Below are 23446 nucleotides of genomic sequence, written 5' to 3'. Positions count from 1 at the left end.
CCGACCGGCCCCGGCCCCGGCGCCGCGGGGCGGGGGCCGCCCGGGCGGCTCGCGCCGCCGATCTGGCCGCCGCGGCCGGCGAGGCCCAGGACGCCGCCCGCGTCGCCGCCGTCGACCTGGCCCGCCAGACCATACGGCTGGAAAACGCCGGCTCCGGCGTGGCCGAACAGATCCAGTCGGTCGAACAGGGGCTGAGCCAGCAGCGCGCCGCCCTGGTCACGGCCGCCTACGCCCTGCGCACCGATCAGGAAGACTTCTCCGCCCAGGTCGAGAGCCAGCGGGCCCAGTTCGTCGAAAATCTGTCGGCGACACGCACAGCCGCCGATGAAATGGGCCGGACCTCTCAGACGTCGATCGAGAGCCTGCGCGAAATCCTGGAAGCCGCCGGCGACCAGTTCCGCGCCCTGGTGGACATGTCCCAACGCGAGGCCGACGGTTTCGACGCCGCAACCAAGGTTTCGCTGGATCGGTTCGAGGCCCTGGCCGCCGACGCCCGCGACACCCTGATGGAGGAAACCCGCCGGGCGCTGGAACAGATGCGCGCCACGGCCGAAGATTCCCGCGCCGCCGCCGCCGACGCCGCCGAACAGGCGCGACTGCGCGCCGACCGGCTGGGCGAGGCCTTGTTCGAGGCGGCCCAAAAGGCCGATCAGGCCGCCGACGCCCGTATCGAGGATGCCCGTCGCATCGTCGGCGAGACCTCGGGCCTGGTGGACGAGGCCGGCGAGCGGATGGTCAAACGGCTGGAAAGCCTGGTGGACCGCCTTAACTCCGCTCTGTCCGAGATCGACACCGCCGTCGCCGATGTGGACGAACGCGCCGCGCGTCTGCCGGAACAGGCGCGCGCCCGCGTCGACGCCGTCCGCGCCAGCGTGGAGGAAGGCCTGGCGTCCCTCGCCGCCGCCTCACGCAAGGCCGCCGAAGACACGGAGGCCCTGGATGTCGGCTTCCAGGAACGGGTCCGCCGCAACTATGACATGCTGACCGAGGCCGTGCGCCTGATGGGGGTGGTCTCGGGCGACGCCCCGACCGGCCGTATTCGCGAGCTTCCGCCTGAGCCGGAACGCCATCGGCAGCCGCGAAGCGCCACGCCGACCGAGCCCTCGCCGGAAGACAGGGCGGCCGACAGGGGCTTCGGGCTTCGCAATCGTCTGCGTCTGGCCCCGACGGAAACGCCGCGCGCTGCGCCCACGCCGGACGCCGGCCTCGACTGGAACGATCTGGTGTCCGGCGGCCGCGACGATCCGCCTCTGGATCTGGACACGCCGACGGCCAGCCCTGCGGAAACCGCCGCCCTGTCGGACCGGGTCGCGGCCGCGATCCGCCGCATGGGCGTCGATCCCAATGCGCTCCTGCCCCGTTCACGCGTGGAAGAGGCGGCGCGTATGCTGGGCGACGGCGACGCCGACGGCGCGCGTCGCATCGTGCGCCGTGTGGCGCCGGCCGCCGTCCGCAGCGTCTCGCGCCGTGTGCTCAGCGACCCCGAACTGCGCGCCGACGCCGAGCGCTATGTGACCGTCTTCTCTCAGGACATATCCACCTACGCGCGCAGCGGCGACGCTCAGGCCGTGCAGAACCGCCTCGCCTCTGACGGGGGTCGCGCCTTCATGCTGTTAGACGCGGCCGTTGGAGACCTCGGTTGAGGCTTGACGGCGGACCCAAGTTCGAGCCACCTGCCTCGGTCACGAAAACGTCACGCGGTGGGCGGGGTTTAAGGTCGAAATGACGAACGAGACCGAAGGCCCCAACCGGCCTGACCGACGCCCCGGAATCGCGATCTGCACCTATGACGGCGATTCCGGCTGGGATCTGGTCGAGGATCTCTCCGGCGAAGCCTGGAGTCCCCCGGGGGCCCGCACGATCCGGGTGTCCATGGGCGATCCGGACGCCCTGGCCGACACCTTGGGCGCGGATCTGAAAGACGGCCGCTGCCGCGCCGTTCTCCTGGTCGGTCGCACGCACAAGGGCGCCGCCTTCCGCATCCAGATGCGGGCTGAAAACAGGGCCTTGGACCGAAAGGACCGTCTGTCTGTCACCGGTCCGGGCGTGGCCCGCACCACCGCTCCCGTCGCCGACATCCTGCGCGCCCTTCACGCCTCCGGCCTGCCCGCCGAGGCCTCGTCAGAGGCTGAGGACGATGCGGGCTCCTATCTGCTCTATCGCATCCTCGCCGACCTCGACGATGGACCGCACACCCCCGCCGTGGGCCTATTGCGGTCTCCGGCGTCCGCCGATGAGACGGCGGTGAAGAAGGCGGTCGAGGCCGCCGCCTCGATCATGGCCGGCCATATGGCCCTGTCGCCTCGAACCTAGCCCGAGCAACCAGCATCGGCTTCAAGGCCATGACGGCGATCAGGCCCAATCCGGCCAGGCCGGCCATCGCCAGATATCCGCCCGCGCCATAGGCGTCGTACAGCGGACCGCTCGCCAGGGTCGCCAGACCGATCAACACCCCCGCCGACAGGGTCGAGCTCAGGGTCTGGGCCGCCGTCTGGCTGTCGCGTGGGGCCAGCCGTTCGATCAGTTCTATCCCGGCCAGATAGCTGGCCGCAAAACTGAGGGCGTGCAGCGCCTGGAGCGGCCACAGGATCCACAACGGGGGCGCCGCCGCCATCAGCCCCCAGCGCAGCACGGCCGCCGCCGCAGCGAGCGCCAGCAGCGGCCAGGCTCCAATTCCGCGACGACGACGCCAGGGATCGACAATCCACATGAAGCCGATCTCGGCCGCCACGGCGAAGGCCCACAACAGCCCCGTCAGATGCGGTTCAATCCCCTGCCCCCGCCAGACAATCGCGGAGAAACCATAGTAGAAGGCGTGGGCCGCCTGCACCGCGCCTATGGCGACCAGGGCCGTCACCAGAACGGGATCTTTCAACAGCCGCCCCATGCCCCGAAACCGATCCCAGCCGGGGATCGGAGGGCCGTCATGCACCGGCTCGGCGGGCAGCACCCGCCAGGCTACGACCGCTATGCCCAGACAGGCCAGGATCACGCCGACGATGACCGCCTCGGGCCCCGTCGCCCGCAGGACGAACCCCACGGCGATATTGGTCGCGACAAAGGCGGCGGAGCCGAAACCGCGCGGCACGGCGAAGCTGAATCCTTCACGACGGGCCAGTCTCAGGGTGAGAACGTCCGTCAGCGGGATGATCGCCGCCGCGCCTGTCGCGCCGATGAACCAGCAGACCGCCCAGGCCGCGAATCCTTCGGACAGACCCGCCGCTCCGTATCCCAGGCCGGCCAGGGCGGCGAGAAGGGCTATAGGCGTGCGGCGATAGCGAAAGCCGTCGGCCCAGACGGCCAGGGCAGGCCCCGTGATCAGCCGTCCCAGCATGGGGGCGGCCAGAAGGACGCCGATCTCCGCCCCGCTCAGTCCCTGGGCGCGCATCCAGAGGCCGGCGTAGGGCAGGCTGACGCCCAATCCGCCGAACATCAGGACATATTGCAGCGCCGCGCGCGATCTGGATCCCAATTCCATCGCCCGCGCATAGCAGACTTCCCGGATTCGTCAGGCTAGGTTCCTTGCATGACACCGAGTCGCAATCTGATCGTCTTCGCCGCCCTGAACGGGGCTCTTGCCGTCGCCCTGGGCGCCTTTGCGGCCCATGGCGCCGGGCCGCAGGTCAAGACGCTGCTGTCCACCGGCGCCCATTATCAACTGGCCCACGCCGTCTTCGCCCTGGCCTGCACCCTGTGGACCGGCGGCGGTCGATGGGCGCGGATCGCCGGCTGGCTGGGCGCGGCGGGCGGACTTGTGTTCTCGCTCGCCCTGGCCTTCGTCGCCCTGCTCAGTCTGCCCGTCATGGGCGCCGTCGCTCCGATCGGCGGCCTGCTCATGATCGCCGGTTGGCTTTGCCTGGCCTTTGCGGCATTTCGTTCCTAACCCTCAGTACGGCCGCATACGGGCCCAATAGAAAGACCTCGCAAGCATGGCCTTCCCCACGCCCGTCGAGCCGCGTCGCGAACTCTACCCCGAGATCGAACCCTTCGCCTCAGGCTGGATGACCACCGACGGCGTCCACGAAATCTATTACGAGGAAAGCGGCAATCCGCAGGGCCGGCCGGTTCTGGTGCTGCACGGCGGACCCGGCGGCGCCGTCAATCCCGGCATGCGCCGCTATTTCGATCCGGCCCAGTATCGGATCATCATGTTCGATCAGCGCGGCTGCGGCCAATCCCGCCCCCACGCCTCGCTGGAAAACAACACCACCTGGACCCTGATCGAGGACATTGAGCGGCTGCGGGAACGGTGCGGCGTCGACAAATGGGTGGTGTTCGGCGGGTCCTGGGGCTCGACCCTGTCCATGGCCTACGCCATCACTCATCCTGAGCGCGTCCTGGCCCTGGTTCTGCGTGGCATCTTCCTGCTGACCAGGAAGGAGTTGCACTGGTTCTATCAGGACGGCGCCTCGATGATCTTCCCGGACGCCTGGGAAAGGTTCGTCGCCCCCATACCCGAAGCCGAACGCGGCGACCTGATGGGCGCCTATTACAAGCGGCTGATCGGTGACGACGTCGCCGACCGCGAACGTTGCGCGGTCGCCTGGTCCAGCTGGGAAGGCGAGACGGTCAGCGTCGAGGGCCCCAACGCCAGGCCGGACAAGTTCGCCGAACCCGAATTTGCGGTCGCCTTCGCCCGGATCGAGAACTGGTTCTTCACCAACGCGGGCTTCTTCCCGGAGGACGGCTGGATCGTGAAGAATGTGGACCGGATGCGCCACATCCCCTGCTGGATCGCCCAGGGCCGGTTCGATGTCGTCACCCCGATCGCCAGCGCCTGGTCCCTGCACCGGGCCTGGCCCGAGGCGAAGCTGGACATCGTCGCCGACGCCGGCCACGCCTCGTCGGAGCCGGGCATCGTCGACAGCCTGGTCCGCGCCACAGACTGGGCCGCCGGACTCTGATCTCAGAAACGGGCGAATGACGGCGCCGGGCAGGTTCGTCCCGCCCGGCGCCGTTCGTCGTCAGGCCGCATCCACCAGCACGACCTCGGCGTCCGAGATCGCCCTGACGGTCACGACATCCTCCTGGGCGATCGCAGCGCCGTCGCGGGCGTTCAGGCGAACGCCATTGACTTCGATCTCGCCCTTGGCCGGAACCAGATAGGCGCGGCGGTTCGATCCCAGGGCGTAGTCGGCGCTGTCGCCGGCGTTCAGGGTCGCCGCCACGATCCGGGCGTCGGTGCGGATCGACAAGGCGTCCGCATCACCTTCAAAGCCCGAGGCCAGGACCACGAACTGGCCCGAACGCTCGCCCTTGGGGAAGGGTTTGGTGCCCCAGCTGGGCGCCTCGCCGCGCTTGGTCGGCTCGATCCAGATCTGGAAGATCCGGGTCAGATCGGGCTCGGCGTTGTATTCCGAGTGACGGATGCCGGTGCCCGCGCTCATCACCTGGACGTCCCCGGCCACGGTGCGGCCCTTGTTGCCCAGGCTGTCCTCGTGGGTGATGGCCCCGTCGCGGACATAGGTGATGATCTCCATATCGGCGTGCGGATGGGGCGGGAAGCCCGTTCCGGCGGCGATCTCGTCGTCGTTCCAGACCCGCAGATTGCCCCAGCTCATCCGCTTGGGATCATAATAGTTGGCGAAGGAGAAGTGGTGCTTGGCGTTCAGCCAGCCATGGTTGGCGCCGCCCAGCGATTCAAACGGTCTGCGCTCGATCATCGGTCTATCCTCAGGCCGGGCCGTCCCGGCGTCATTGACTTGACGCCAAGATAGAGATCGACGACCGAACAGAAATAGAAACACCTGAAACTCATCGTTTCCAACGCAGAGGCCGCCATGTCCCGCCTGCCCGACCTCGAGGCCATGGCCATCTTCGCCAAGGTGGCGGAGGCCCAGTCCTTTTCCGGCGCGGCCGACGCAATGGGAATGTCCAAGGCGACCGTGTCCAAGGCAGTCGCCCGGCTGGAACAGGCGTTGAAGACCACCCTGCTGCACCGGACCTCGCGCCGCTTCTCCCTGACCGACGCGGGTCGGACCCTGGCGGCGCGTGCGGGCCTGATGCTGGCCGAGGCCGAGGGAGCGGTGTCCGAGGCCCTGGACATGTCTGTGACGCCGCGCGGCCTCGTGCGGCTGGCCGCCCCCATGTCCTTCGGCATGGCCTATGTCGCCCCCGCCCTGCCCGAGTTTCTGGCCACCCATCCCGACGTCTCTGTCGACCTGCATCTGTCGGACGAGGTGATCGACCTGGTCGGCGGCGGATTCGATTGCGCCCTGCGCATCGCCGCCCTGCCGGATTCCTCCCTGACGGCGCGTCGGCTGCGACCCGTCGAGCGCCGGCTGGTGGCCTCGCCGGACTATCTGGCTCAGCGCGGGCGCCCGACCCATCCGCACGATCTGGAGCGTCACGCCTGTCTCGGCTACGCCTACATGTCCACGCCCGATGTCTGGCGGTTCATCAATGACGCGGGGGAGGAAGTGTCGGTCCGGCCGCGCGGCCCGTTGCGGGCCAACAACTCCGACGCCCTGACCGCCTCGCTGTGCGCCGGACTGGGCGTGTTTCCCCAGCCGGACTTCATCTACTGGAAGGACGTCGCCGACGGTCATCTGGAGACCGTGATGAGCGAATGGCGACTGGCGCCCATCGCCCTGCACCTGGTCGCGCCGGGGGGCGGGCCGCGACCGGCGCGGGTCACGGCCCTGATGGACTATCTGGCCAGACGGTTCAGCGGCCCCCTGTGGCCCGGTGATACGGTCGGCCGCTGACGCCTCAGCCGCACTTCACCTGCTGGATCACGCCCGACGCCTCGTCATAGACGAAGTTCACCCGGTTCTCGCGATAGTCCATGGTCGCGGCGCAGGTGGTGCACAGCACCCTGAAGCTCTGCCCTTGCGGCGTGGCGGGCAGCGTCGAACGATTGCGCCCGACATAGGCCTGGTAATCCTCGACCCTGCAGGCCTTGAAGGCGGTCTCGCCGCCCGGCGCTGGGGGCGTTGCGGGCGTTTGGGCGCAGGCCGACAGCGCAAGTCCGGCGGCCATCAGGGAACTCAGGATGAAGGCGGTCTTCATGGTCGTCTCCAGGGTCCGTCACGGCCTAGCCGCAGCGGACCTGTTCGATGATGCCGGTGTCGGCGTTGTAGAAGATGTTCAGCCGATAGGCCGAATAGTCCTGGCTGACAGGACAGGTGGTGCAGGTGACGCGGCGGTTCACCACATCCACCGGCACGGGAATCTCGGTCCGGGACTTGCCGACCAGATACTGCATTTCGCCGGCCTTGCAGATGTCGGTCGTCTGTCCGGTCGGCATACGGCTGCCGACCGGCGGGTTCAGCTGGGCGCGTTCGACCGTGCGGGGCGCCGGCTGGTCGGCGACGGGCGTCGAACAGGCCGCCAGCAGACCCAGTCCCACGAACCCGGCGATCAGGCCGCCTTTTCCCAGCGCCCTTCGTCCGTCTGACGCCAATAGGCCAGATTGGCGCCCTGTTCTTTCAGCGTCTTCCAGCGCCCGCGCGCGTGTTGCAGCGCCGGCTCGTCCCGACCGTCGAAAATGATGAAGCATCGTTCAAACCCTTCCGTCACGCCCAGTTCTGCGTCGTCGACGATGAACAGCGCCTGAGCGCCGTTCAGGTTCTCTCCCGATTCGCTCAGCAGCACAGGCTGGCGATCCGCATGGGGCTGATCGGCCCGGCCATGCGGCAGGAAACTCTCATCATGAAAACTCCACAGCCGCTCATCGACATCGTCCAGCCGATGGGCGTGCGCCGACTTGATCAGGGCGCGCCAGCCCCGCTCGAGGGTCTTCTCGAGCAGGGTCGGCAGCACCTGGTCCAGCGTGGAACGCTCCAGATGGTAGAACCAGATTTCGGGCTTGCCGCTCATCCGGCTCTACCGTCCGGAACTCAGGCTTCGTAGGCGTCGGCCACCATGCGATCCAGCGTGCGCACGGCGAAGCCGACGCCGCCTTCCGGCACGGTGGGGCTGGGGCTCTTGTTGGCCCAGGCGGTCGGGGCGATGTCCAGGTGCGCCCACGGCACGCCGTTGGTGAAGCGCTGCAGGAACAGGGCGGCGGTGATCGAACCGCCGGCGCGGCCGTTGCCGGTGTTCTTCACATCGGCGATCTTCGAGTCGATGTGCTGTTCATAGATGTCGGGGATCGGCATCCGCCAGAAATTCTCGCCCACCTTCTTCGACGCCGCCAGGATCGGATCGGCCACCGCGTCCGAGTTGGAGAAGACGCCGGCGTAATCCAGGCCCAGGGCCACGATCATGGCGCCCGTCAGGGTGGCCAGGTCGATCATGAATTTCGGCTTGAAACGCTGCTGCGTGTACCAGAGGGCGTCGGCCAGGACGAGGCGGCCCTCGGCGTCGGTGTTGATCACCTCGACCGTCTGACCCGACATCGACACGACCACGTCGCCCGGACGCTGGGCGTCGCCGTCCGGCATGTTCTCGACCAGACCCAGCACGCCGACGGCGTTGACCTTGGCCTTGCGGCCGGCCAGGGCGATCATGGTTCCGGTCACGGCGGCCGCGCCGCCCATGTCCCACTTCATGTCTTCCATGCCGTCGGCCGGCTTGATCGAGATGCCGCCGGTGTCGAAGCAGACGCCCTTGCCGACGAAGGCGATCGGCTGGCCGCCGGCCTCGCCGCCGTTCCACTTCATGACCGCCAACTGGCTTTCGCGACGGCTGCCCTGGCCGACGCCCAGAAGGGTGCGCATGCCCAGCGTCTCCATCTCGGCCTCGCCGAGGATTTCGACCTCAAGACCCAGGCTTTCCAGCGCCTTGACGCGTTTGGCGAACTCGGCCGGGTACAGGACGTTGGCGGGTTCGGACACCAGGTCGCGGGCGAAGATCACGCCGTCGGCGACGGCCGAGAGGGGCTCCAGCGCGGCCTCGGCGGCGCGCAGGTCCGACGTCACGACGCGGATCGCGGTGATCGACGGGATCTTGTCGGGCTTCTGGGTGGTCCGGTACTTGTCGAGCCGATAGGCGGCCAGACGGGCGGCGAAGCCAACGCGGGCCGCCTGTTCCGGCGTCAGGCCCGAGGCGTCGATGGTCAGAACCTCGGCGCCCGACAGTTTCACCGCCGCATAGGCGGCGCCGCCGAAGGCCTCGACCGCCAGGTCGTCCAGCTTGTCCGCAGCCCCGGCGCCGACCAGCAACACGCAATCGGCGTTCACACCCGACGGCGCGGCGATGCTCAGCGTCTGTCCAGACTTGCCGACGAAACGGCTCTTGGACATGGCTCTAGTCAGGGCGCCGTTGGCCTTGGCGTCCAGTTCCGGGCCTGAACCGGCAAGCGTGCGGTCCTCATGAACCGGCACGGCGAGAATTTCAGCGGCGTCCACGGCAGCGACGAACTCGATCTTCATACAGTGACTCCAGCCAGGCCCCACCCGGCGTTTACAACGGAAGAAAAAGACAAACGGCGCGTCTGCTTGTCGCGGACGCGCCCTCCTGTGCTACTAGATGCGCCTCATTATCGCCGCCTGCAACCGGGCGAAGTCCATCCGCCCATGACCCTGATTCAAAGATACCTTTTCCGCCAGATCTCGCTGCCCGTGGTTGCGGCCTGCGCTTCCTTGGCTGGAATCGGAATTCTGAGCCAAAGCCTCGACCAACTGGAAGTCATTGTCGAACGCGGCCAGAGCGTGTGGGTCATGGTGAAACTGACCCTGCTGGCCTTGCCCCAGCTGCTGGCGGTCATCCTGCCGATCGGTCTGTTCGTCGGCGCCCTCATCGCCCTGACCCGAATGCAGCGCGAGCAGGAACTGACGGCGGCCTTCGCCGGCGGAATGACGCGATGGCAGGTAATCTCGCCCGCGGCGCGACTGGCGTTCCTCGTGCTGATTCTGAATCTCGTGATGACCCTGTTCGCCCAGCCGTGGGCCCAGCGTGAAGCCCGCAACCAGGCTTTCGCCATTCGCACGGACCTGGCGGCCCTGCTGGTCGAGGAGGGCCAGTTCGTCCAGGGACCGGACGGCTTGACCGTCTATGTCCAGCAGATCGAACAGAACGGCCTTCTGAAAAACCTGTTCGTCTACCTCGATGACGGCAAGTCGACCCAGAACTGGAGCGCCGCCGAGGCGCGTTTCGGTCGTGACGCCGCCAATGAGCCGGTTCTCACCATGATCGACGGTTCCTGGCAGAAATATTCGTCGCGCGGCGTGCTCGAGACACTGTCCTTTGACAGATACGACTTCCCCCTGGGCCAGTTCTCCGGCGTGACCGAGCAGATTCGCTACAAGCCGGCCGACCTCTATCTTCGCCAGTTGTTGAACCCCTCGCCCCGCGTGCTGGAGACCGCCGGCTCGCGCGGCGAGCTGCTGGCCGAGGCCCACGCCCGCATCGCCGCCCCGCTCTACGCCCTTGTCGCCATGGCCATGGCCCTGGCCGCCATCATGGGCGGATCGTTCAGCCGCACCGGCTATTCGCTGCGGATCGCCAAGGCGGCGGGCGTCTTCCTGTTGGTCCGGGTGATCGGCTACGGACTGGTGGCCGCCAGCGCCTGGAACCCGTGGATGAACATCCTGCAGTATCTGGCGCCCCTGATCGTCGTCGCAGCGGCCGTGCGGCTGCTGTTCCGCGCCCTCAAGCCCCGCAAGCGCCGAAAGTCGCCGGTCATCGACCGGCTGCGCGCGAGATTCGCATGACCCTGGCCCTTCTCTCGCCTTCCCGATTGCGCCTGCCTCGGCTGGGGCGGATCGAACGCTATGTGCTGATCCAGCAGCTTCGTTCCCTGGGCGTGGCCCTGGCCGTGATCTCCGCCCTGGTCATGCTTATCGACTTCGTCGAGGTGTCGCGCGGCGTGGGTTCGGATCAGGACCTGTCCGCCCTGCGTATCCTGGGCCTCGTAGCCCTGAAGTCGCCGTCGGTGATCGTTCAGCTTCTGCCCTTCGTCTTCCTGTTCGGAACCTTGGCCGCCTATATCGGCCTGAATCGGCGCAGCGAACTGGTGGCCATGCGGGCGGCGGGCGTTTCGGCCTGGCGGTTCGTGCTGCCGGCTGCAGGCATGGCCTTGGTCCTGGGGGTTCTGACCGTGACCGTTCTGGGCCCGCTCGCTTCGGCCGGCGACGGCCTGTGGCAGCGCGAACGGGCGCGCATCTCCGGAACAGCCCCCGGCGCCAGTTCCAACGACGCCATCTGGCTGCGCGAGGGCGACGACCAGAGGCAGATGATCATTCGCGCCGGGCGGCAGGACCGCGCCAACGCCCGGCTGCTGGATGTCACCTTCTTCATCTACACGACCGATGCAGAGGGCAACCGGGACTTTTCGGAACGGATCGACGCCCGGTCCGCCGCTCTCAGCGCCGGCCGCTGGCGGTTGACCGATGCGGTGGGCGCCAGCATCGGCCAGCGCGCCGTGACCTATTCCAGCCTCGACCTCCTCTCCAGCCTGGCGGATGAAGAGGCCTTCGAGCGGTTCGCCCGCCCCCAATCGACGCCCTTCTGGTCATTGCCGAATCAGATCCAGCGAATCGAGGACGCCGGCTTCGCCTCCACCGCCTATCGCCTGCGCTTCCAGCAGCTGCTGGTCACCCCCCTGGTGTTTGCGGCCATGTCGATCCTGGCGGCGGCGTTTTCGTTGCGACTGATGCGTCTGGGCGACCTGGCGAAGATGAGCGTGGCGGCCGTTGTCCTGGGCTTCGCCTTCTTCTTCCTGAACCAGTTTTCGTCCGCCATGGGATCGGCCGAGGTGGTGCCCCCCTTCGTGGCGGCCTGGTTGCCGCCGATATTGACGGCGCTCGCCGCCTTCACCTTGCTGTTCTATACCGAAGACGGCTAAGCGAGCGCCTCGCTCAAGACAGACGGATGGTTCATGCAGGGTGATCGCGATCAGCGTTCGAAGGCCTTCCGGGCGCGGCTTCTGGCCGGCGCGGCCCTGTTCGTCTGCGTCCCCTTCGCCGGTGTCGCCGCAGCGCAGACGACGCCCGCCTCGGACGGCCTGCCTCAAGGCGCCGTCTATGTCGACGCCGTCAGCACCAGCCGCACCGGCGATCTAATCACCGCCGAAAGCAACGGCGGCGACCGGGTCTATCTGCGCGCAGACGGCAATGTGCTGCGTGGCGACAACCTCGCCTATGACCTGTCCAGCGGCGCCGCCTCGGCCAGCGGGCGCGTCGAAGCCGTGTCGGCGGATGGGACCATCGTCTACGCCAGCCATCTGGAAACCGATCGCGACCTGAAGGCGGCCATAGCGGTCGATTTCGCGACACGGTTCGAGAACGGCGCCAGTCTGATGGCGGCGACGGCGGTGCGGCGCAGCGAAAACGTCAATGAACTGAACTACGCCATTTTCACCCCCTGCCCGATCTGTGATGCAAACGGTCCCAAACGGCCCAGCATCTCGATCCAGGCGGAAAAGGTGGTCCAGGACGAAGCCCTGCGCGCCGTCATCTATCGCAACGCCATCTTCCGGGTCGGCGGCGTCCCGGTCTTCTACACCCCGTTTTTCGCCCACCCCGACCCTACGGTGAAACGGGCGTCTGGCCTGCTGGTGCCGATCATCAACTATGATGAAGGCCGGGGCGTCTCGATCGAGGCTCCCTATCTTCACGTCGTGTCGCCGTCCGAGGACTGGCTCATCAGTCCGCAGATCAACACGCGCGTCGCGCCGCTGCTGAACCTGCAATGGCGCCGCCGGTTCGTGAACGCTTCGATCTTTGCGCGCGGCGGCTACACCTACGAACGCAATTTCGGCGATTTCGACCTGAACGGCGACGGCGCCTATGAAAGCAACGTCCGTTTCGGCGACAAGGAACACCGCAGCTATCTGCTGTCCCACGGCGAATACGATCCTGACGGCCCCTGGCGTTTCGGCTTCACGGCGGAGCGCACGTCCGACAAGACCCTGTTCGACCGGTATGACGTGCGCAACACCTATCAGGACAACGGGCTGTATTACGGTGACCGTCGTCGGCTGATCAGCCAGATCTACGCCGAGCGTCAGACCGAGCAATCCTATGTTTCGGTCGCCGCCTTCTCCATTCAGAGCCTGCGGCTGGACCCCGCGTTCGAGGCCAACGACTTCCGCGACGCCTCCGGCTTCAAGGTGTTCGAGGAGGACGACGACCTGCCCCTGGTCGCGCCGCTGATCGATGCGCGCTGGGAACCCGCAGGCTACGTCTTCGGCGGTCGACTGCGGCTGAAGGGATCGGCGGTTTCGCTGTACCGCGATAATTTCGTCGGCACGCCGATCCTGAACCCTGACATCGTGCCGGCGGTGACGACGGGCTTGTCCGGCGTGGATAGCCGGCGAGTGACCGCCCAGGCGGAATGGCGTCGAACCTTCATCACTGGCCTGGGTCTGCGGGTTGAGCCGTTTGTCGACGCGAGGGTCGATCTCTACTCCCTGTCCGATCTGCCGCCGATGATGGGGGGCGACAGCGACGAGTCGCTCAGCCGCACACGCTTCAGCGCCGGGGTCGATGTCAGCTATCCGTTGATCAAACGCACCCAGCGCGCGGACATCATCCTCGAGCCGGTCGTACAGGTTTCGGTTTCCAACAAGGCCGACATAGATCCCCGCATCCCGAACGAGGATTCGCAGGTCATCGAGTTGGACGAGTCATCGTTGTTCCGCATGGATCGCTTCTCCGGATACGATCTGGTCGAGGGCGGATCGCGGGTCACGGCCGGCGGTCGTGCGACGGTTCGCTGGTCCGAAGGACGTAGCGCCAGCCTGTTCATCGGCCGAAGCTATCGCGCCGATGACGAAGACGCCTTCCGCACCACGGTGCCGGACAGCACGACCGGCGCGCTTTACGATCCGACCGGTCTTGCGTCCTCGGCGTCGGACTGGGTGGTGCAGGGCAGTTTCTCTCCTTCCGACCGAATTCGCAGCTGGGGTCACGCCACCATTGACGGGTCCGGCGACATTCGTCGCGCCGAGGCCGCAGTGGACGGCCGCTGGGGACGCCGAAATCTCGCGTCCGTCAGCTATATCGTCGATCGATCCAATCCCTTGTCCGGCGATCAGAATCGAAACTACGAATTCGTCCAGCTTTCGGGACAACAGTTCGTCTATGGCGACTGGGGCGTCGCCGTCACGGGCATCGCCGATCTCGAACGGAACGTCATCACCCGTCAGGAGGTCGGCGTGCTGTTCGACGACGACTGTTTCCGCGTCGAGTTCGGATATCGCCGCGACAATACACGGGTGCGGGCCAGCGGACCGTCGGATGGCGTCTATATACGCCTAAACCTCGCCACTTTCGGAGGTTCAGGTTATGGACAGGGTGAAATGCGTTGAGCATGACGCTTTACGGGGCGCGACCGTCTGCCGACCTGGCAAACGGACCGCTGTGAGGAATCAGGACGACCAATGGGTTTGATGCGTTATTCGACGGGGGCTGCGCTCGCGGCGGTCCTCCTCGCCGGTTCGGCTCATGGTCAGACGGCGTCCGCTCCGGCCGCTCCGCAGGCGTCCGCCGCCGGAGCGCCGAATCCTGCGGCCGGCGACGGTCCCGCAACGGCTCGCCCCGCCCCCCAGTTCGAGATGGCCGACGGCATCGTCGCCACGGTGAACGACAAGATCATCACGGGATTCGATCTGCGTCAGCAGATGCTGATGCTGATCGCCTCGTCGCAGGTCCAGCCGACCGAGCAGAACCTGCCGGCGATCCAGCAGGCTGCCCTCAACCGGCTGATTGAGCAGCGCCTGAAGGCGCAGGAGATCACCAAGTTCGAAAGCCTGAAAGTCACCGACCAGGAGATCGACGAGGAAATCGCCCAGATGGCGCGCCAGGCCGGCGTCACCCCCGCCGCCTATATGGAGTTCCTTCAGCAGGGCGGCATCCAGCCGAACGCCTTCCGCGAGAGCCTGCGCACCGAGATCGGCTGGGGACAGCTGGTGCCCGGTCGCTTCAACAGCCGCGCGCGTCCAAGCACGCTTCAAGTCGATCAGGAAGTCCGTCGTCTCAATGACGCGGCCGCCCAGCCCCAGTATCTGATCGGCGAAATCTATATCGAGGCAGCCCGAGTCGGCGGTCAGGAAGCCGCCATGAACGGCGCCCGCCAACTGGTGCAGCAGATCATCCAGGGCGCGCCCTTCCAGGCCGTCGCCCAACAGTTCTCATCGGCGCCTTCGGCTTCGGCCCGGGTGCCCGGCGACGCCGGCTGGGTGGTCAAGGGCACGGTCCAGCCCGCGCTTCAGACCATCTTCGACCAACTCCAGCCCGGCCAGCTGTCGAACCCGATCGCCGTCGATGGCGGGGTGTACATCATCTATATGCGCGACAAGCGCGACGGCGCGGCGACCAGCCTGGTCTCTCTGCGGCAACTGATGGTCGAACTGCCCGAGACGGCGTCGGAAGCCGATCTGGCCGCCGCGACCCGCACTCTGGAAGGCCTGCGTCAGGGACTGAACTGCGACAACATCCTGTCCCAGGCGCGCGCGACCCAGGGCGTGATCGGAGCGGACCTCGGCGAATCAGATGTCGCCAACCTCGCGCCCCAGTTCCAGCAGTTCGCCCGCACCGGCGAGATCGGCTCGGTCTCCACGCCGATCCGCACCCCGCTGGGCCTGCACCTGGTCGCCGTCTGCGGTCGCCGGGTCGGGGGCCCCGAGGCTCCGAACCGTCAACAGGTCGAGGGTCGTCTGCGTTCCCAGAACCTGGCCGTGCTCGAGCGCCGCTATCTGCGCGACCTGCGTAGCGACGCCCTCATCGAGTTCAAATGACCCGGCCTCTGGTCCTGACGCTGGGCGAACCCGCCGGCGTCGGGCCGGAGATCGTGGCCGCCGCCTGGAACGCCCTGAAGACCGAGCCGCCGGCCTTCGCCGTCATCGGCGACGCGGACCTGCTCCGCGCTCAGGGCGTGCTGGTGGTCGAAATCAACACCCCCGCCGATGCGCTGCAGCCTTTCGGGCGCGCCCTGCCGGTGATCCATCGCCCCTTGCCGGCCGCGGTCGAGGTCGGCCGTCCCGATCCGGCCAATGCGCCGGCCGTCGCCGACGGCATCGAAGAAGCGGTCAGTTTCGTCCTGTCCGGCGAGGCGTCGGGCCTTGTGACCGCGCCGATCGCCAAGGCCCCGATGTACGCCTCGGGTTTCCGCTTTCCGGGCCATACGGAATTCATCGCCGAACTGACTGCGGACGCCCCCTATCCAGGCACGCGGGGGCCGGTGATGATGCTGACCGCCAAGGATCTGCGGGCCTGCCTGGTCACCATCCACGTCGCCCTGGGACAGGTCGCAGAACTGATCACCGCAGACCGCGTGGCCCGCACCGCCCGCGTGGTTCACGAAAGCCTGAAGCGCGACTTCGCCATCGCCCGTCCGCGCCTGGCCATGGCCGCCCTGAACCCTCACGCCGGCGAAGGCGGCGCTCTGGGTGTGGAGGAGATCGAGACCCTGCGCCCGGTGGCTGCGCAGCTGCGGGCCGAGGGAATCGACATCACCGACCCCAGGCCCGCCGACACCCTGTTCCACGACGAGGCGCGGGCCGGCTATGACGCCGCCCTGTGCATGTATCACGATCAGGCCCTGATCCCGGTCAAGACCCTGGACTTCTGGGGGGGAGTGAACGTCTCCCTGGGCCTGCCGATCATCCGCACTTCGCCCGATCACGGCACCGGTTTCGACATCGCCGGCCAGGGGATCGCCCGCGCCGACAGCCTGATCGCCGCCGTCCGACTGGCTTCGGAGATGGCGGCGGCGCGCGCCGCGCGCTAACAGGGCCTGTGACCGACCTTCCTTCCCTCCGCGAAACCCTCGACGCCCACGGCCTGCTGGCCAAGAAGAGCTTCGGCCAGCATTTCCTGCTGGACCTCAATGTGACGCGCAAGATCGTGCGCCTCGCCGGCCCGTTCGAGGGCCGCGCCGTGATCGAGGTCGGCCCCGGCCCCGGCGGCCTGACCCGCGCCCTGCTGGAATCCGACGCCGGCCCCGTGGTCCTGGTGGAAAAGGACCCGCGCTTCATCCCCCTTCTGTCCGAACTGGACGACGGCTCCGGCCGTCTGACCATCGTCGAGGCCGATGCGCTGAAGGTGAAGGAGGCGGACCTGGTCTCCGGCCCCGCCCACATGGTCTCCAACCTGCCCTACAACGTCGGCACGGCCCTGCTGATCAAATGGCTGACCGGTCCCTGGCTGCCCCACAGCCTGACCCTGATGTTCCAGAAGGAGGTCGCCGAGCGTGTGGCCGCAGGGCCCGGCGACGACGCCTATGGCCGGCTGGCGGTCATTTCCCAGGCCGTCTGCACCGCCCGCATCGTCATGCACCTGCCCGCCGCCGCCTTCACCCCGCCGCCCAAGGTGGCCTCGGCCGTGGTCCATCTGGTCCCGCTGGACGAGCGCCCGTCGCCTGAACGCCTGAAGAAGCTGGAACGCGTCACCGCCGCCGCCTTCGGCCAGCGCCGCAAGATGCTGCGCTCCAGCCTGAAACAACTGGGCGGCGCCGAGCTATGCGAGGCCGCCGGCATCGAGCCGGACGTGCGGGCTGAAACCGTGGACGTCGCGGGCTTCCTGCGACTTGCGGATGCGCTGGCATGACCGTCGAACCCTTCCGCGCCATCACCATCAGCCGTTTGGCGCACCAGTTGAAAGCCGAAGGCCGGTCGATCATCCATATGGAGTTCGGCCAGCCCTCGACCGGCGCGCCCGCCGCGGCCATCGCCCGCGCGCATCAGGTGCTGGACGCCGACGCCATGGGCTATTGGGAAAGCCCCGACCTGCGCGCCCGGATCACGCGCCTGTACGACGAGCGTTATGGCGTCACGGTCGATCCCGACCGCATCCTGCTGACCTGCGGCGCCTCCCCCGCCCTCGTCCTGGCGCTCAGCACCCGCTTCAGGCCGGGCGACCGCATCGCTTTGGCCCGCCCCGGCTATGTCGCCTATCGCAACACCCTGCGCGCCCTGCACCTTGAACCAGTCGAGATCGCCTGCGGCCCCGAGACCCGTTTCCAGCTGACCGCCGCTCAACTGGAAGCCCTGGATCCGGCCCCCGCCGGCGTCATCATCGCCAGCCCCGCCAATCCGACCGGCACCGTCATCCCCGACGCCGAACTCGCCGCCATCGCCGAGGTCTGTCGTGCGCGCGACATCGCCATCGTCTCGGACGAGATCTACCACGGCCTGTCCTATGTCGGCCCGACGCCGTCGATGCTGCAGTTCGCGCCCGACGCCATGGTGATCAACAGCTTCTCCAAATACTGGAGCATGGCCGGCTGGCGCCTGGGCTGGCTGCTGGTTCCCGAGACCCTGATCGACGCCGCCCGCGCCTATATCGGCAACATGTTCCTGACCCCGCCCAGCCTCAGCCAACACGCCGGCCTGGTCGCCATGGACGCGATCGACGAGCTTGAGGGCCATATCCAGACCTACGCCCGCAACCGCGACCTGATGCTGGCGGCCCTGCCGGCCCTCGGTCTGAAGAAGATCGCGCCGCCCGACGGCGCCTTCTACATCTGGGCCGACATCGGCCATCTGACGGACGACAGCGTGGCCTTCTGCGAACAACTGTTGCGCGATACCGGCGTGGCCACCGCGCCCGGCGTCGATTTCGATCCCGTCGACGGCCATCGCTTCATCCGCATCAGCTTCGCCGTTTCCACGCCCGAGGTCGAGACGGCCCTGGCGCGACTCACGCCCTGGTTCGCTGCGCGCACGCCGCTCTGATCGCATCCGCAAAACATCGACTTGGCAATCGTGGGGCGTACCTAAGCAATCGCCCCTAGATAGAAATTTACCCTCTGGAACTCCTGTTGTGGAATAAAGGGTGCAGTTGAGCAGCGCCGAAGTCGACGTCGCGTAGGACGCCCCCGCCTGGCGTGATGTCGGCGCCGCTTCTCAGCCGAAGACGACACCGCGGCGGCACTGTTCCCCCTCCGCCGGCCGCGGTGTCGTTGTTCTTTCCAGGTCGATTGCCCGGATCGGGTTCTTCTCAGACCGGCTCGCGCAGCAGGGCGGCCTTGTAGTCGCCCACCCACAGATTGCGGAAACGACGCGACCGTTCGGCATGATAGATGTGCGCCAGCTCGGCGTAAGACCGGTCGAAATCCTCGTTGACGATCACATAGTCAAAGGCGTCGCAGTGTTCGATCTCGCCCTTGGCGTTGGCGACGCGGCGCTCGATGACGTCGTCCGAATCCTGCGACCGGGTGATCAGGCGACGGCGCAGTTCTTCCAGGCTGGGCGGCAGGATGAACACCCGCACCGCATCCTCGGGGCATTTCTCGGCCACGTCCCGCGCGCCCTGCCAGTCGATGTCGAACAGCACGTCACGACCCTCGGCCAGGGCGCGGTCCACGGGGCCGCGCGGGCTGCCGTACAGATTGCCGTGCACATCGGCCCATTCCAGGAAGGCGTCGGCGTCGATCAGCTTCTGGAACCGCTCACGATCGACGAAATTATAGTCGCGCCCATCGACCTCGCCCGGCCGGATGCCGCGGGTCGTCATCGACACGGACAGCTCCAGCCCGCCGTGATCCGCCATCAACCGGCGGCACAGCGACGTCTTGCCCGCGCCCGACGGGCTGGCGACGATCAGGAGGACGCCCCGGCGGGGCGTGCGTTCATTCGACATTCTGGACCTGTTCACGCAACTGTTCGATGACGGCCTTCAGTTCGAGGCCGATTCCGGTGAGCGCGGTCGTAGCCGATTTCGAGCAGAGCGTGTTGGCCTCACGCATGAATTCCTGCATCAGAAAGTCCAGTTTCCGCCCGGCGGGCGCCGAGACCAGCAGTTGGCGCGCCGCATCGATATGGGCCGTCAGCCGATCCAGCTCCTCGCGTACATCCGCCTTGGTCGCCAGGGCCGCCGCTTCAAGGAAGATTCGGTCTTCCAGACCCGGCGCATCAGGGGCCAGTTCGGCCATGCGGCGGCTGAACCGATCACGGATGGCGACGACCTGGGCCTGGGCTTCGCCTTCCGCCTGGGCAACCAGGGCCGCGATTCGGCGGATAAATTCTTCCAGCACCGGCGTCAGCTGCACGCCTTCGCCCTCGCGGGACGTCTTAAGAGCGTCCAGCGCCGCTTCGACCGTTCCGGCCATGGCGGCTTCCAGAATGGCGCGGGCCTCGGGATCGTCCACCTCTTCCGGCGCCTCGATCACCCCGCGCAAGGCCAGAAGGCCATCAGCCGACGGCGGGGTCGCTCCGTCCTCGGCCAGCTCATTGGCCAGGGTCAGATAGCGGGCCAGGACCGCCGCATTGATAGTGACAGCCGCCTCGCCGGTCTCGACCCGTTTGGCCTGAACGCCGATGGTGACCTGGCCACGCGCCAGACGCGCCTGGGCCGCCGCCTTGGCGGCGCGTTCCAGACCATCGAACCCATTGGGGCCGCGGAACCGGACCTCCAGATTGCGGCCGTTGACCGAGCGGGCCTCGACAGACCAGGTCCAGCCTTCGCCCGCCCCGTCCGCCCGGCCGAAGCCGGTCATGCCGGACAGCCGGCTCATTGCGCGCCCCGCGAGGCGCCGACGGGAAGGGTCAGGGTCGCTTGCCCGGACGTCTGAGGCGCCGGTTCGACCGGTTCCGCCATGGGGACAGCGCTGGTTCCCGGCGCGACCGGCGCCGGCGCCTCGGGCGGCAATCCGACCTTCTGGCGCTCGATCTGACGCCAGCGGGAGACATTGCGCAGATGCTCCTCATAGGTGGAGGCGAAGGCGTGACCGCCCGATCCGTCGGCGACGAAGAACAGGGCCTGTTCAGCCGGCGGATTCAGCACGGCCTGCAGCGCCTCCTTGCCCGGATTGGCGATGGGCGTCGGCGGCAGACCATCGATCTGATAGGTGTTCCAGGGCGTCTGACGGTCCAGCTCCGACCGACGGATGCCCCGCCCCAGCGGACGACCCTGGGTGACGCCATAGACGATGGTCGGATCGCTCTCCAGCCGCATCCCCTGACGCAGCCGGTTGGAAAATACCGCCGCCACCCGCGGACGTTCCGCCGCCAGGCCCGTCTCCTTTTCGACGATGGAGGCCAGGATCACCGCCTCTTCGGGGTTTCGCACCACGGTTCCCGGCCCGCGTTGCGCCCACAGAAGTCGAAGATTCTCGCTGGCGGCCCGCTGCATCCGGTCGATCACCGACTGGCGCGTATCGCCGCGTGCGATCTCATAGGTGTCGGGCCACAGGCTGCCTTCCTCCGGCAGGACCTCGACCGTGCCGGTCAGCACCGGCTCCTTGTTCAGGATGTCGAGCGCCTGGGCCGAGGACCAGCCTTCCGGCAGGGTCACGAAATGGCGCACCACCCGGCCATCGACCAACAGTTTGAGCACTCCGCCCAGCGACGTGCCCGACGGCACCTCGTATTCACCGGCGCGCAGCTTGCGGTCCGCCCCGGTGAAGGTCGCCGCCGCCTTGAACAGGTCGGTCGATCGGATGACCCCCGCCGCCTTCAGCTGTGCGGCGATGGCGGAGACGCCCGACCCGCTGGCCAGGGTCACGACCGTGCGGTCTCCCTGACGGGCGCCAGGCCCCGGGCCGTAGTAGACGCCCCAGACAATCGCCAGGGCGGCGATCAGGAACAGGCTGAACGTCGCCGAGGCGGTCAGCAACGTCACCGTCAGACCCGAACCGCCCCGCACCCTTTCAACCCGCCCCCGTCCGAACATGTCAGTCGACCTTCTTGAAGATCACCGAGGCGTTTGTGCCCCCGAAGCCGAAACTGTTGGACATGGCGACATCGATCTTCATCGGCCTGGCCTTGTTCGGGACCAGGTCGATCGGCGTCTCCATCTCCGGATCATCCAGATTGATCGTCGGCGGCGCCACCTGGTCCCGGATGGCCAGGACACAGAAGGCCGCTTCTATGGCCCCGGCGGCGCCCAGCAGGTGGCCGGTCATCGACTTGGTGGAACTGACGGCCAGATTCTGGGCGTGATCGCCGACCAGACCCTCGATCCCCTTCAGCTCGATCCAGTCCGCCATGGTCGAGGTGCCGTGGGCGTTGACATAGTCGAGGTCCGAGGGCTGCATTCCGGCCCGCTTCAGCGCCATCTTCATGGCCCGCACCCCGCCCTCGCCGTCCTCGGACGGGGCGGTGATGTGGTGGGCGTCGCCGCTCATGCCGTAGCCCACGACCTCGGCGTAGATCTTGGCCCCGCGCGCCTTGGCGTGTTCGTATTCCTCCAGCACCAGGATCCCGGCGCCCTCGCCCATGATGAAGCCGGCGTGGCCCCGGTCATAGGGACGAGACGCCTTGTCCGGCGTGTCGTTATAGGCGGTGCACAGAGCCTTGCAGGCCAGGAAGCCGGCGATGCCCAGCGGCACGACCGAGCTCTCCGCCCCGCCGGCCACCATCACGTCGGCGTCGTCCAGGGCGATCATCCGGGCCGCATCGCCGATGGCGTGGGCGCCGGTGGCGCAGGCCGTCACGACCGCATGGTTCGGTCCCTTCAGGCCGTGGCGGATCGAGATCTGCCCGCCGGCCAGATTGATCAGAGCGCTGGGGATGAAGAAGGGGCTGACGCGGCGCACCCCCTGTTCCTTCAGCACGATGGCCGTCTCGGCGATGGCGCCCAGGCCGCCGATGCCGGAGCCGACCATGACCCCGGTGCGTTCCTTGTCCTCGTCGGTCTCTGGCTTCCAGTCCGCGTCGGCCAGGGCCTCGCCCGCCGCCGCAATGGCGTACAGGATGAAGTCGTCGACTCGCTTGCGGTCCTTGACCGACATGATCTTCTCGGGGTCGAAGTCGCCTTCGCCGCCGCCGCCGCGCCCATCCACGCTCGGCACTTCGCCGGCGATGGTGCAGCCATAGCCTGTGGTGTCGAAGGCGGTGATCGGGCGGATGCCCGACCGTCCCTCGACGATGCCCTTCCAGCTCTTCTCGACACCCCAACCCAGGGGGGTCAGCAGACCGATGCCCGTAACGACGACGCGGCGCATGGTGCGTGCTCCTAAAATTCTCCAGTCCGAACCCGGAGAATCACTTCGGATTCGCATGGGTCAGAAACAGTAAAGGCCGCCGGGCGTCTCCGCTAGGAGCGCCGGGCGGCCCTGTGAACCGTCGGCCCTATCGGGCCGCCAGTCGGGGGCTGAAATCAGCCGGCCGACTTTTCGTCGATGAACTTGACCGCATCGCCGACCGTCTGGATGTGCTCGGCGGCGTCATCCGGGATCTCGATGTCGAATTCTTCTTCGAAGGCCATCACCAGCTCGACGTTGTCGAGCGAGTCGGCGCCCAGGTCGTCGATGAAGCTGGCTTTTTCCGTGACCTTGTCCGGATCGGCGTCCAGGTGGTCGATGACGATCTTGCGAACGCGCTCGAGGGTGTCGGACATGAGTGTCTCTCTGCCTGTTTGAAATCGCCGTAGAGGCGGGGGGGGGTTGTAAAAACGCACCCGGCGGGCCTTTCCGGGGGAATGCCAAAAAAGGGCCGGGGGGGTCGGGGGGGGGCCCCCCCCCCCCGCCCGCCCCGCCCCCCTGTCGGAACTGTCTTATCTGCTGAACGACAATGCCGGGGTCATCACCGCCCCGCCGCAGCCGGAGGTCTAGGCTTCCTCGTCACCCGGCGAAGGCCGTCACGTCCCCTTCAGAGCCTCGATGACCACGCCTTCGG

At 67.5% G+C, this 23446-nt stretch carries 22 protein-coding genes and 1 pseudogene; 12 read left to right on the top strand and 11 right to left on the bottom strand.

Annotated features, from left to right (window positions below; all coding sequences use genetic code 11):
* Both ER13_RS18655 and ER13_RS08725 read left to right on the top strand, forming a co-directional pair.
* Nucleotides 1–1643: pseudogene (locus ER13_RS18655) on the top strand (tipN); the annotation flags it as partial.
* Nucleotides 1644–1722: 79 nt separating this feature from the next.
* A complete protein-coding gene (locus ER13_RS08725) occupies nucleotides 1723–2313 on the top strand; it encodes a hypothetical protein (protein WP_035308474.1) in 591 nt (196 codons plus the stop codon).
* On the opposite strand, the gene ER13_RS08720 is transcribed toward ER13_RS08725, so the two are convergent.
* Nucleotides 2276–3478: an MFS transporter gene (locus ER13_RS08720; RefSeq protein ID WP_035308472.1), complete on the bottom strand. Its 1203-nt coding sequence runs from the start codon at nucleotides 3476–3478 to the stop codon at nucleotides 2276–2278. The genes ER13_RS08725 and ER13_RS08720 overlap by 38 nt on opposite strands.
* 48 nt (nucleotides 3479–3526) lie before the next feature.
* Here ER13_RS08720 and ER13_RS08715 point away from each other — a divergent pair, with 48 nt between their 5' ends.
* On the top strand, nucleotides 3527–3883 hold the full coding sequence (locus ER13_RS08715; RefSeq protein WP_008260335.1) for a DUF423 domain-containing protein: 357 nt from the start codon (nucleotides 3527–3529) through the stop codon (nucleotides 3881–3883).
* 46 nt (nucleotides 3884–3929) lie between these two features.
* Nucleotides 3930–4904 (top strand): prolyl aminopeptidase, encoded by a 975-nt coding sequence (gene pip / locus ER13_RS08710; RefSeq protein WP_008260638.1) that lies wholly within the window; start codon nucleotides 3930–3932, stop codon nucleotides 4902–4904.
* A gap of 60 nt (nucleotides 4905–4964) precedes the next feature.
* Here the strand turns inward: pip and ER13_RS08705 are convergent, their stop codons facing one another.
* On the bottom strand, nucleotides 4965–5663 hold the full coding sequence (locus ER13_RS08705) for a pirin family protein (RefSeq protein ID WP_035308470.1): 699 nt from the start codon (nucleotides 5661–5663) through the stop codon (nucleotides 4965–4967).
* A gap of 117 nt (nucleotides 5664–5780) precedes the next feature.
* On the opposite strand from ER13_RS08705, the gene ER13_RS08700 reads away from it, so the two are divergent.
* Nucleotides 5781–6707, top strand: a complete 927-nt coding sequence (locus tag ER13_RS08700; protein ID WP_035308468.1) for a LysR family transcriptional regulator — start codon at nucleotides 5781–5783, stop codon at nucleotides 6705–6707.
* 4 nt (nucleotides 6708–6711) lie between these two features.
* Here the strand turns inward: ER13_RS08700 and ER13_RS08695 are convergent, their stop codons facing one another.
* Genes ER13_RS08695 through ER13_RS08680 form a run of 4 tightly spaced genes read right to left on the bottom strand, consistent with a single transcriptional unit; the run spans nucleotide 6712 to nucleotide 9317 of the window.
* Nucleotides 6712–7011: a hemolysin gene (locus tag ER13_RS08695; protein ID WP_035308466.1), complete on the bottom strand. Its 300-nt coding sequence runs from the start codon at nucleotides 7009–7011 to the stop codon at nucleotides 6712–6714.
* Between the two features lie 25 nt (nucleotides 7012–7036).
* A complete protein-coding gene (locus tag ER13_RS19005; protein ID WP_008259400.1) occupies nucleotides 7037–7351 on the bottom strand; it encodes a hypothetical protein in 315 nt (104 codons plus the stop codon).
* Nucleotides 7352–7362: 11 nt separating this feature from the next.
* On the bottom strand, nucleotides 7363–7821 hold the full coding sequence (locus tag ER13_RS08685; RefSeq protein ID WP_035308464.1) for a DNA polymerase III subunit chi: 459 nt from the start codon (nucleotides 7819–7821) through the stop codon (nucleotides 7363–7365).
* Nucleotides 7822–7841: 20 nt separating this feature from the next.
* Nucleotides 7842–9317, bottom strand: coding sequence for a leucyl aminopeptidase (locus ER13_RS08680; protein ID WP_035308462.1), 1476 nt, complete (start codon nucleotides 9315–9317; stop codon nucleotides 7842–7844).
* A 144-nt stretch (nucleotides 9318–9461) separates the two neighbouring features.
* Here ER13_RS08680 and ER13_RS08675 point away from each other — a divergent pair, with 144 nt between their 5' ends.
* The 7 genes from ER13_RS08675 (at nucleotide 9462) to ER13_RS08645 (ending at nucleotide 18562) form a co-directional block, all read left to right on the top strand.
* Nucleotides 9462–10598, top strand: coding sequence for an LptF/LptG family permease (locus ER13_RS08675; RefSeq protein ID WP_035308460.1), 1137 nt, complete (start codon nucleotides 9462–9464; stop codon nucleotides 10596–10598).
* Entirely contained in the window at nucleotides 10595–11731 is a 1137-nt protein-coding gene (lptG, locus tag ER13_RS08670; RefSeq protein ID WP_052005010.1) for an LPS export ABC transporter permease LptG, read from the top strand. Before ER13_RS08675 ends, lptG begins: the two co-directional genes overlap by 4 nt.
* Before the next feature lie 33 nt (nucleotides 11732–11764).
* Nucleotides 11765–14197 (top strand): LPS-assembly protein LptD, encoded by a 2433-nt coding sequence (locus tag ER13_RS08665; RefSeq protein WP_035308458.1) that lies wholly within the window; start codon nucleotides 11765–11767, stop codon nucleotides 14195–14197.
* 72 nt (nucleotides 14198–14269) lie between these two features.
* A complete protein-coding gene (locus tag ER13_RS08660; protein WP_230307514.1) occupies nucleotides 14270–15625 on the top strand; it encodes a peptidylprolyl isomerase in 1356 nt (451 codons plus the stop codon).
* The gene (gene pdxA / locus ER13_RS08655; RefSeq protein WP_008264061.1) at nucleotides 15622–16617 is read left to right on the top strand and encodes a 4-hydroxythreonine-4-phosphate dehydrogenase PdxA; all 996 of its coding nucleotides are present in this window, start codon (nucleotides 15622–15624) and stop codon (nucleotides 16615–16617) included. The genes ER13_RS08660 and pdxA overlap by 4 nt, the downstream gene beginning before the upstream one ends.
* 8 nt (nucleotides 16618–16625) lie before the next feature.
* Nucleotides 16626–17435, top strand: coding sequence for a 16S rRNA (adenine(1518)-N(6)/adenine(1519)-N(6))-dimethyltransferase RsmA (gene rsmA, locus ER13_RS08650; protein ID WP_008262691.1), 810 nt, complete (start codon nucleotides 16626–16628; stop codon nucleotides 17433–17435).
* The gene (locus ER13_RS08645; RefSeq protein ID WP_035308454.1) at nucleotides 17432–18562 is read left to right on the top strand and encodes a pyridoxal phosphate-dependent aminotransferase; all 1131 of its coding nucleotides are present in this window, start codon (nucleotides 17432–17434) and stop codon (nucleotides 18560–18562) included. The genes rsmA and ER13_RS08645 overlap by 4 nt, the downstream gene beginning before the upstream one ends.
* A 265-nt stretch (nucleotides 18563–18827) precedes the next feature.
* Here the strand turns inward: ER13_RS08645 and gmk are convergent, their stop codons facing one another.
* The 5 genes from gmk to ER13_RS08620 form a co-directional block, all read right to left on the bottom strand.
* Nucleotides 18828–19469 (bottom strand): guanylate kinase, encoded by a 642-nt coding sequence (gene gmk, locus ER13_RS08640; RefSeq protein ID WP_008262586.1) that lies wholly within the window; start codon nucleotides 19467–19469, stop codon nucleotides 18828–18830.
* Nucleotides 19459–20343: a YicC/YloC family endoribonuclease gene (locus ER13_RS08635; protein ID WP_035308452.1), complete on the bottom strand. Its 885-nt coding sequence runs from the start codon at nucleotides 20341–20343 to the stop codon at nucleotides 19459–19461. Before ER13_RS08635 ends, gmk begins: the two co-directional genes overlap by 11 nt.
* On the bottom strand, nucleotides 20340–21500 hold the full coding sequence (mltG, locus tag ER13_RS08630) for an endolytic transglycosylase MltG (protein ID WP_008263944.1): 1161 nt from the start codon (nucleotides 21498–21500) through the stop codon (nucleotides 20340–20342). Before mltG ends, ER13_RS08635 begins: the two co-directional genes overlap by 4 nt.
* A 1-nt stretch (nucleotide 21501) precedes the next feature.
* The gene (gene fabF / locus ER13_RS08625; protein WP_035308449.1) at nucleotides 21502–22773 is read right to left on the bottom strand and encodes a beta-ketoacyl-ACP synthase II; all 1272 of its coding nucleotides are present in this window, start codon (nucleotides 22771–22773) and stop codon (nucleotides 21502–21504) included.
* 155 nt (nucleotides 22774–22928) lie between these two features.
* Nucleotides 22929–23168 (bottom strand): acyl carrier protein, encoded by a 240-nt coding sequence (locus ER13_RS08620; RefSeq protein WP_008264317.1) that lies wholly within the window; start codon nucleotides 23166–23168, stop codon nucleotides 22929–22931.
* Nucleotides 23169–23446 lie beyond the last annotated feature (278 nt).

It is taken from the genome of Brevundimonas sp. EAKA, assembly GCF_000698025.1.
Classification (GTDB): domain Bacteria; phylum Pseudomonadota; class Alphaproteobacteria; order Caulobacterales; family Caulobacteraceae; genus Brevundimonas; species Brevundimonas mediterranea_A.
Note: the sequence above shows the minus strand (reverse complement) of the source record. Positions and strands in the feature narration are given on the sequence as shown.

Excerpts from the sequence above, each read along its gene's own strand:
- ER13_RS08620 (WP_008264317.1), bottom strand. The coding sequence starts at position 23,168 with ATGTCCGACACCCTCGAGCGCGTTCGCAAGATCGTCATCGACCACCTG.
- ER13_RS08715 (WP_008260335.1), top strand. The coding sequence starts at position 3,527 with ATGACACCGAGTCGCAATCTGATCGTCTTCGCCGCCCTGAACGGGGCT.
- ER13_RS08635 (WP_035308452.1), bottom strand. The coding sequence starts at position 20,343 with ATGAGCCGGCTGTCCGGCATGACCGGCTTCGGCCGGGCGGACGGGGCG.
- ER13_RS08685 (WP_035308464.1), bottom strand. The coding sequence starts at position 7,821 with ATGAGCGGCAAGCCCGAAATCTGGTTCTACCATCTGGAGCGTTCCACG.
- fabF (WP_035308449.1), bottom strand. The coding sequence starts at position 22,773 with ATGCGCCGCGTCGTCGTTACGGGCATCGGTCTGCTGACCCCCCTGGGT.
- ER13_RS08645 (WP_035308454.1), top strand. The coding sequence starts at position 17,432 with ATGACCGTCGAACCCTTCCGCGCCATCACCATCAGCCGTTTGGCGCAC.
- ER13_RS08695 (WP_035308466.1), bottom strand. The coding sequence starts at position 7,011 with ATGAAGACCGCCTTCATCCTGAGTTCCCTGATGGCCGCCGGACTTGCG.
- pdxA (WP_008264061.1), top strand. The coding sequence starts at position 15,622 with ATGACCCGGCCTCTGGTCCTGACGCTGGGCGAACCCGCCGGCGTCGGG.
- ER13_RS08725 (WP_035308474.1), top strand. The coding sequence starts at position 1,723 with ATGACGAACGAGACCGAAGGCCCCAACCGGCCTGACCGACGCCCCGGA.
- ER13_RS08680 (WP_035308462.1), bottom strand. The coding sequence starts at position 9,317 with ATGAAGATCGAGTTCGTCGCTGCCGTGGACGCCGCTGAAATTCTCGCC.
- pip (WP_008260638.1), top strand. The coding sequence starts at position 3,930 with ATGGCCTTCCCCACGCCCGTCGAGCCGCGTCGCGAACTCTACCCCGAG.
- ER13_RS08665 (WP_035308458.1), top strand. The coding sequence starts at position 11,765 with ATGCAGGGTGATCGCGATCAGCGTTCGAAGGCCTTCCGGGCGCGGCTT.
- ER13_RS08675 (WP_035308460.1), top strand. The coding sequence starts at position 9,462 with ATGACCCTGATTCAAAGATACCTTTTCCGCCAGATCTCGCTGCCCGTG.
- gmk (WP_008262586.1), bottom strand. The coding sequence starts at position 19,469 with ATGTCGAATGAACGCACGCCCCGCCGGGGCGTCCTCCTGATCGTCGCC.
- ER13_RS08705 (WP_035308470.1), bottom strand. The coding sequence starts at position 5,663 with ATGATCGAGCGCAGACCGTTTGAATCGCTGGGCGGCGCCAACCATGGC.
- ER13_RS08660 (WP_230307514.1), top strand. The coding sequence starts at position 14,270 with ATGGGTTTGATGCGTTATTCGACGGGGGCTGCGCTCGCGGCGGTCCTC.
- lptG (WP_052005010.1), top strand. The coding sequence starts at position 10,595 with ATGACCCTGGCCCTTCTCTCGCCTTCCCGATTGCGCCTGCCTCGGCTG.
- mltG (WP_008263944.1), bottom strand. The coding sequence starts at position 21,500 with ATGTTCGGACGGGGGCGGGTTGAAAGGGTGCGGGGCGGTTCGGGTCTG.
- ER13_RS08700 (WP_035308468.1), top strand. The coding sequence starts at position 5,781 with ATGTCCCGCCTGCCCGACCTCGAGGCCATGGCCATCTTCGCCAAGGTG.
- ER13_RS08720 (WP_035308472.1), bottom strand. The coding sequence starts at position 3,478 with ATGGAATTGGGATCCAGATCGCGCGCGGCGCTGCAATATGTCCTGATG.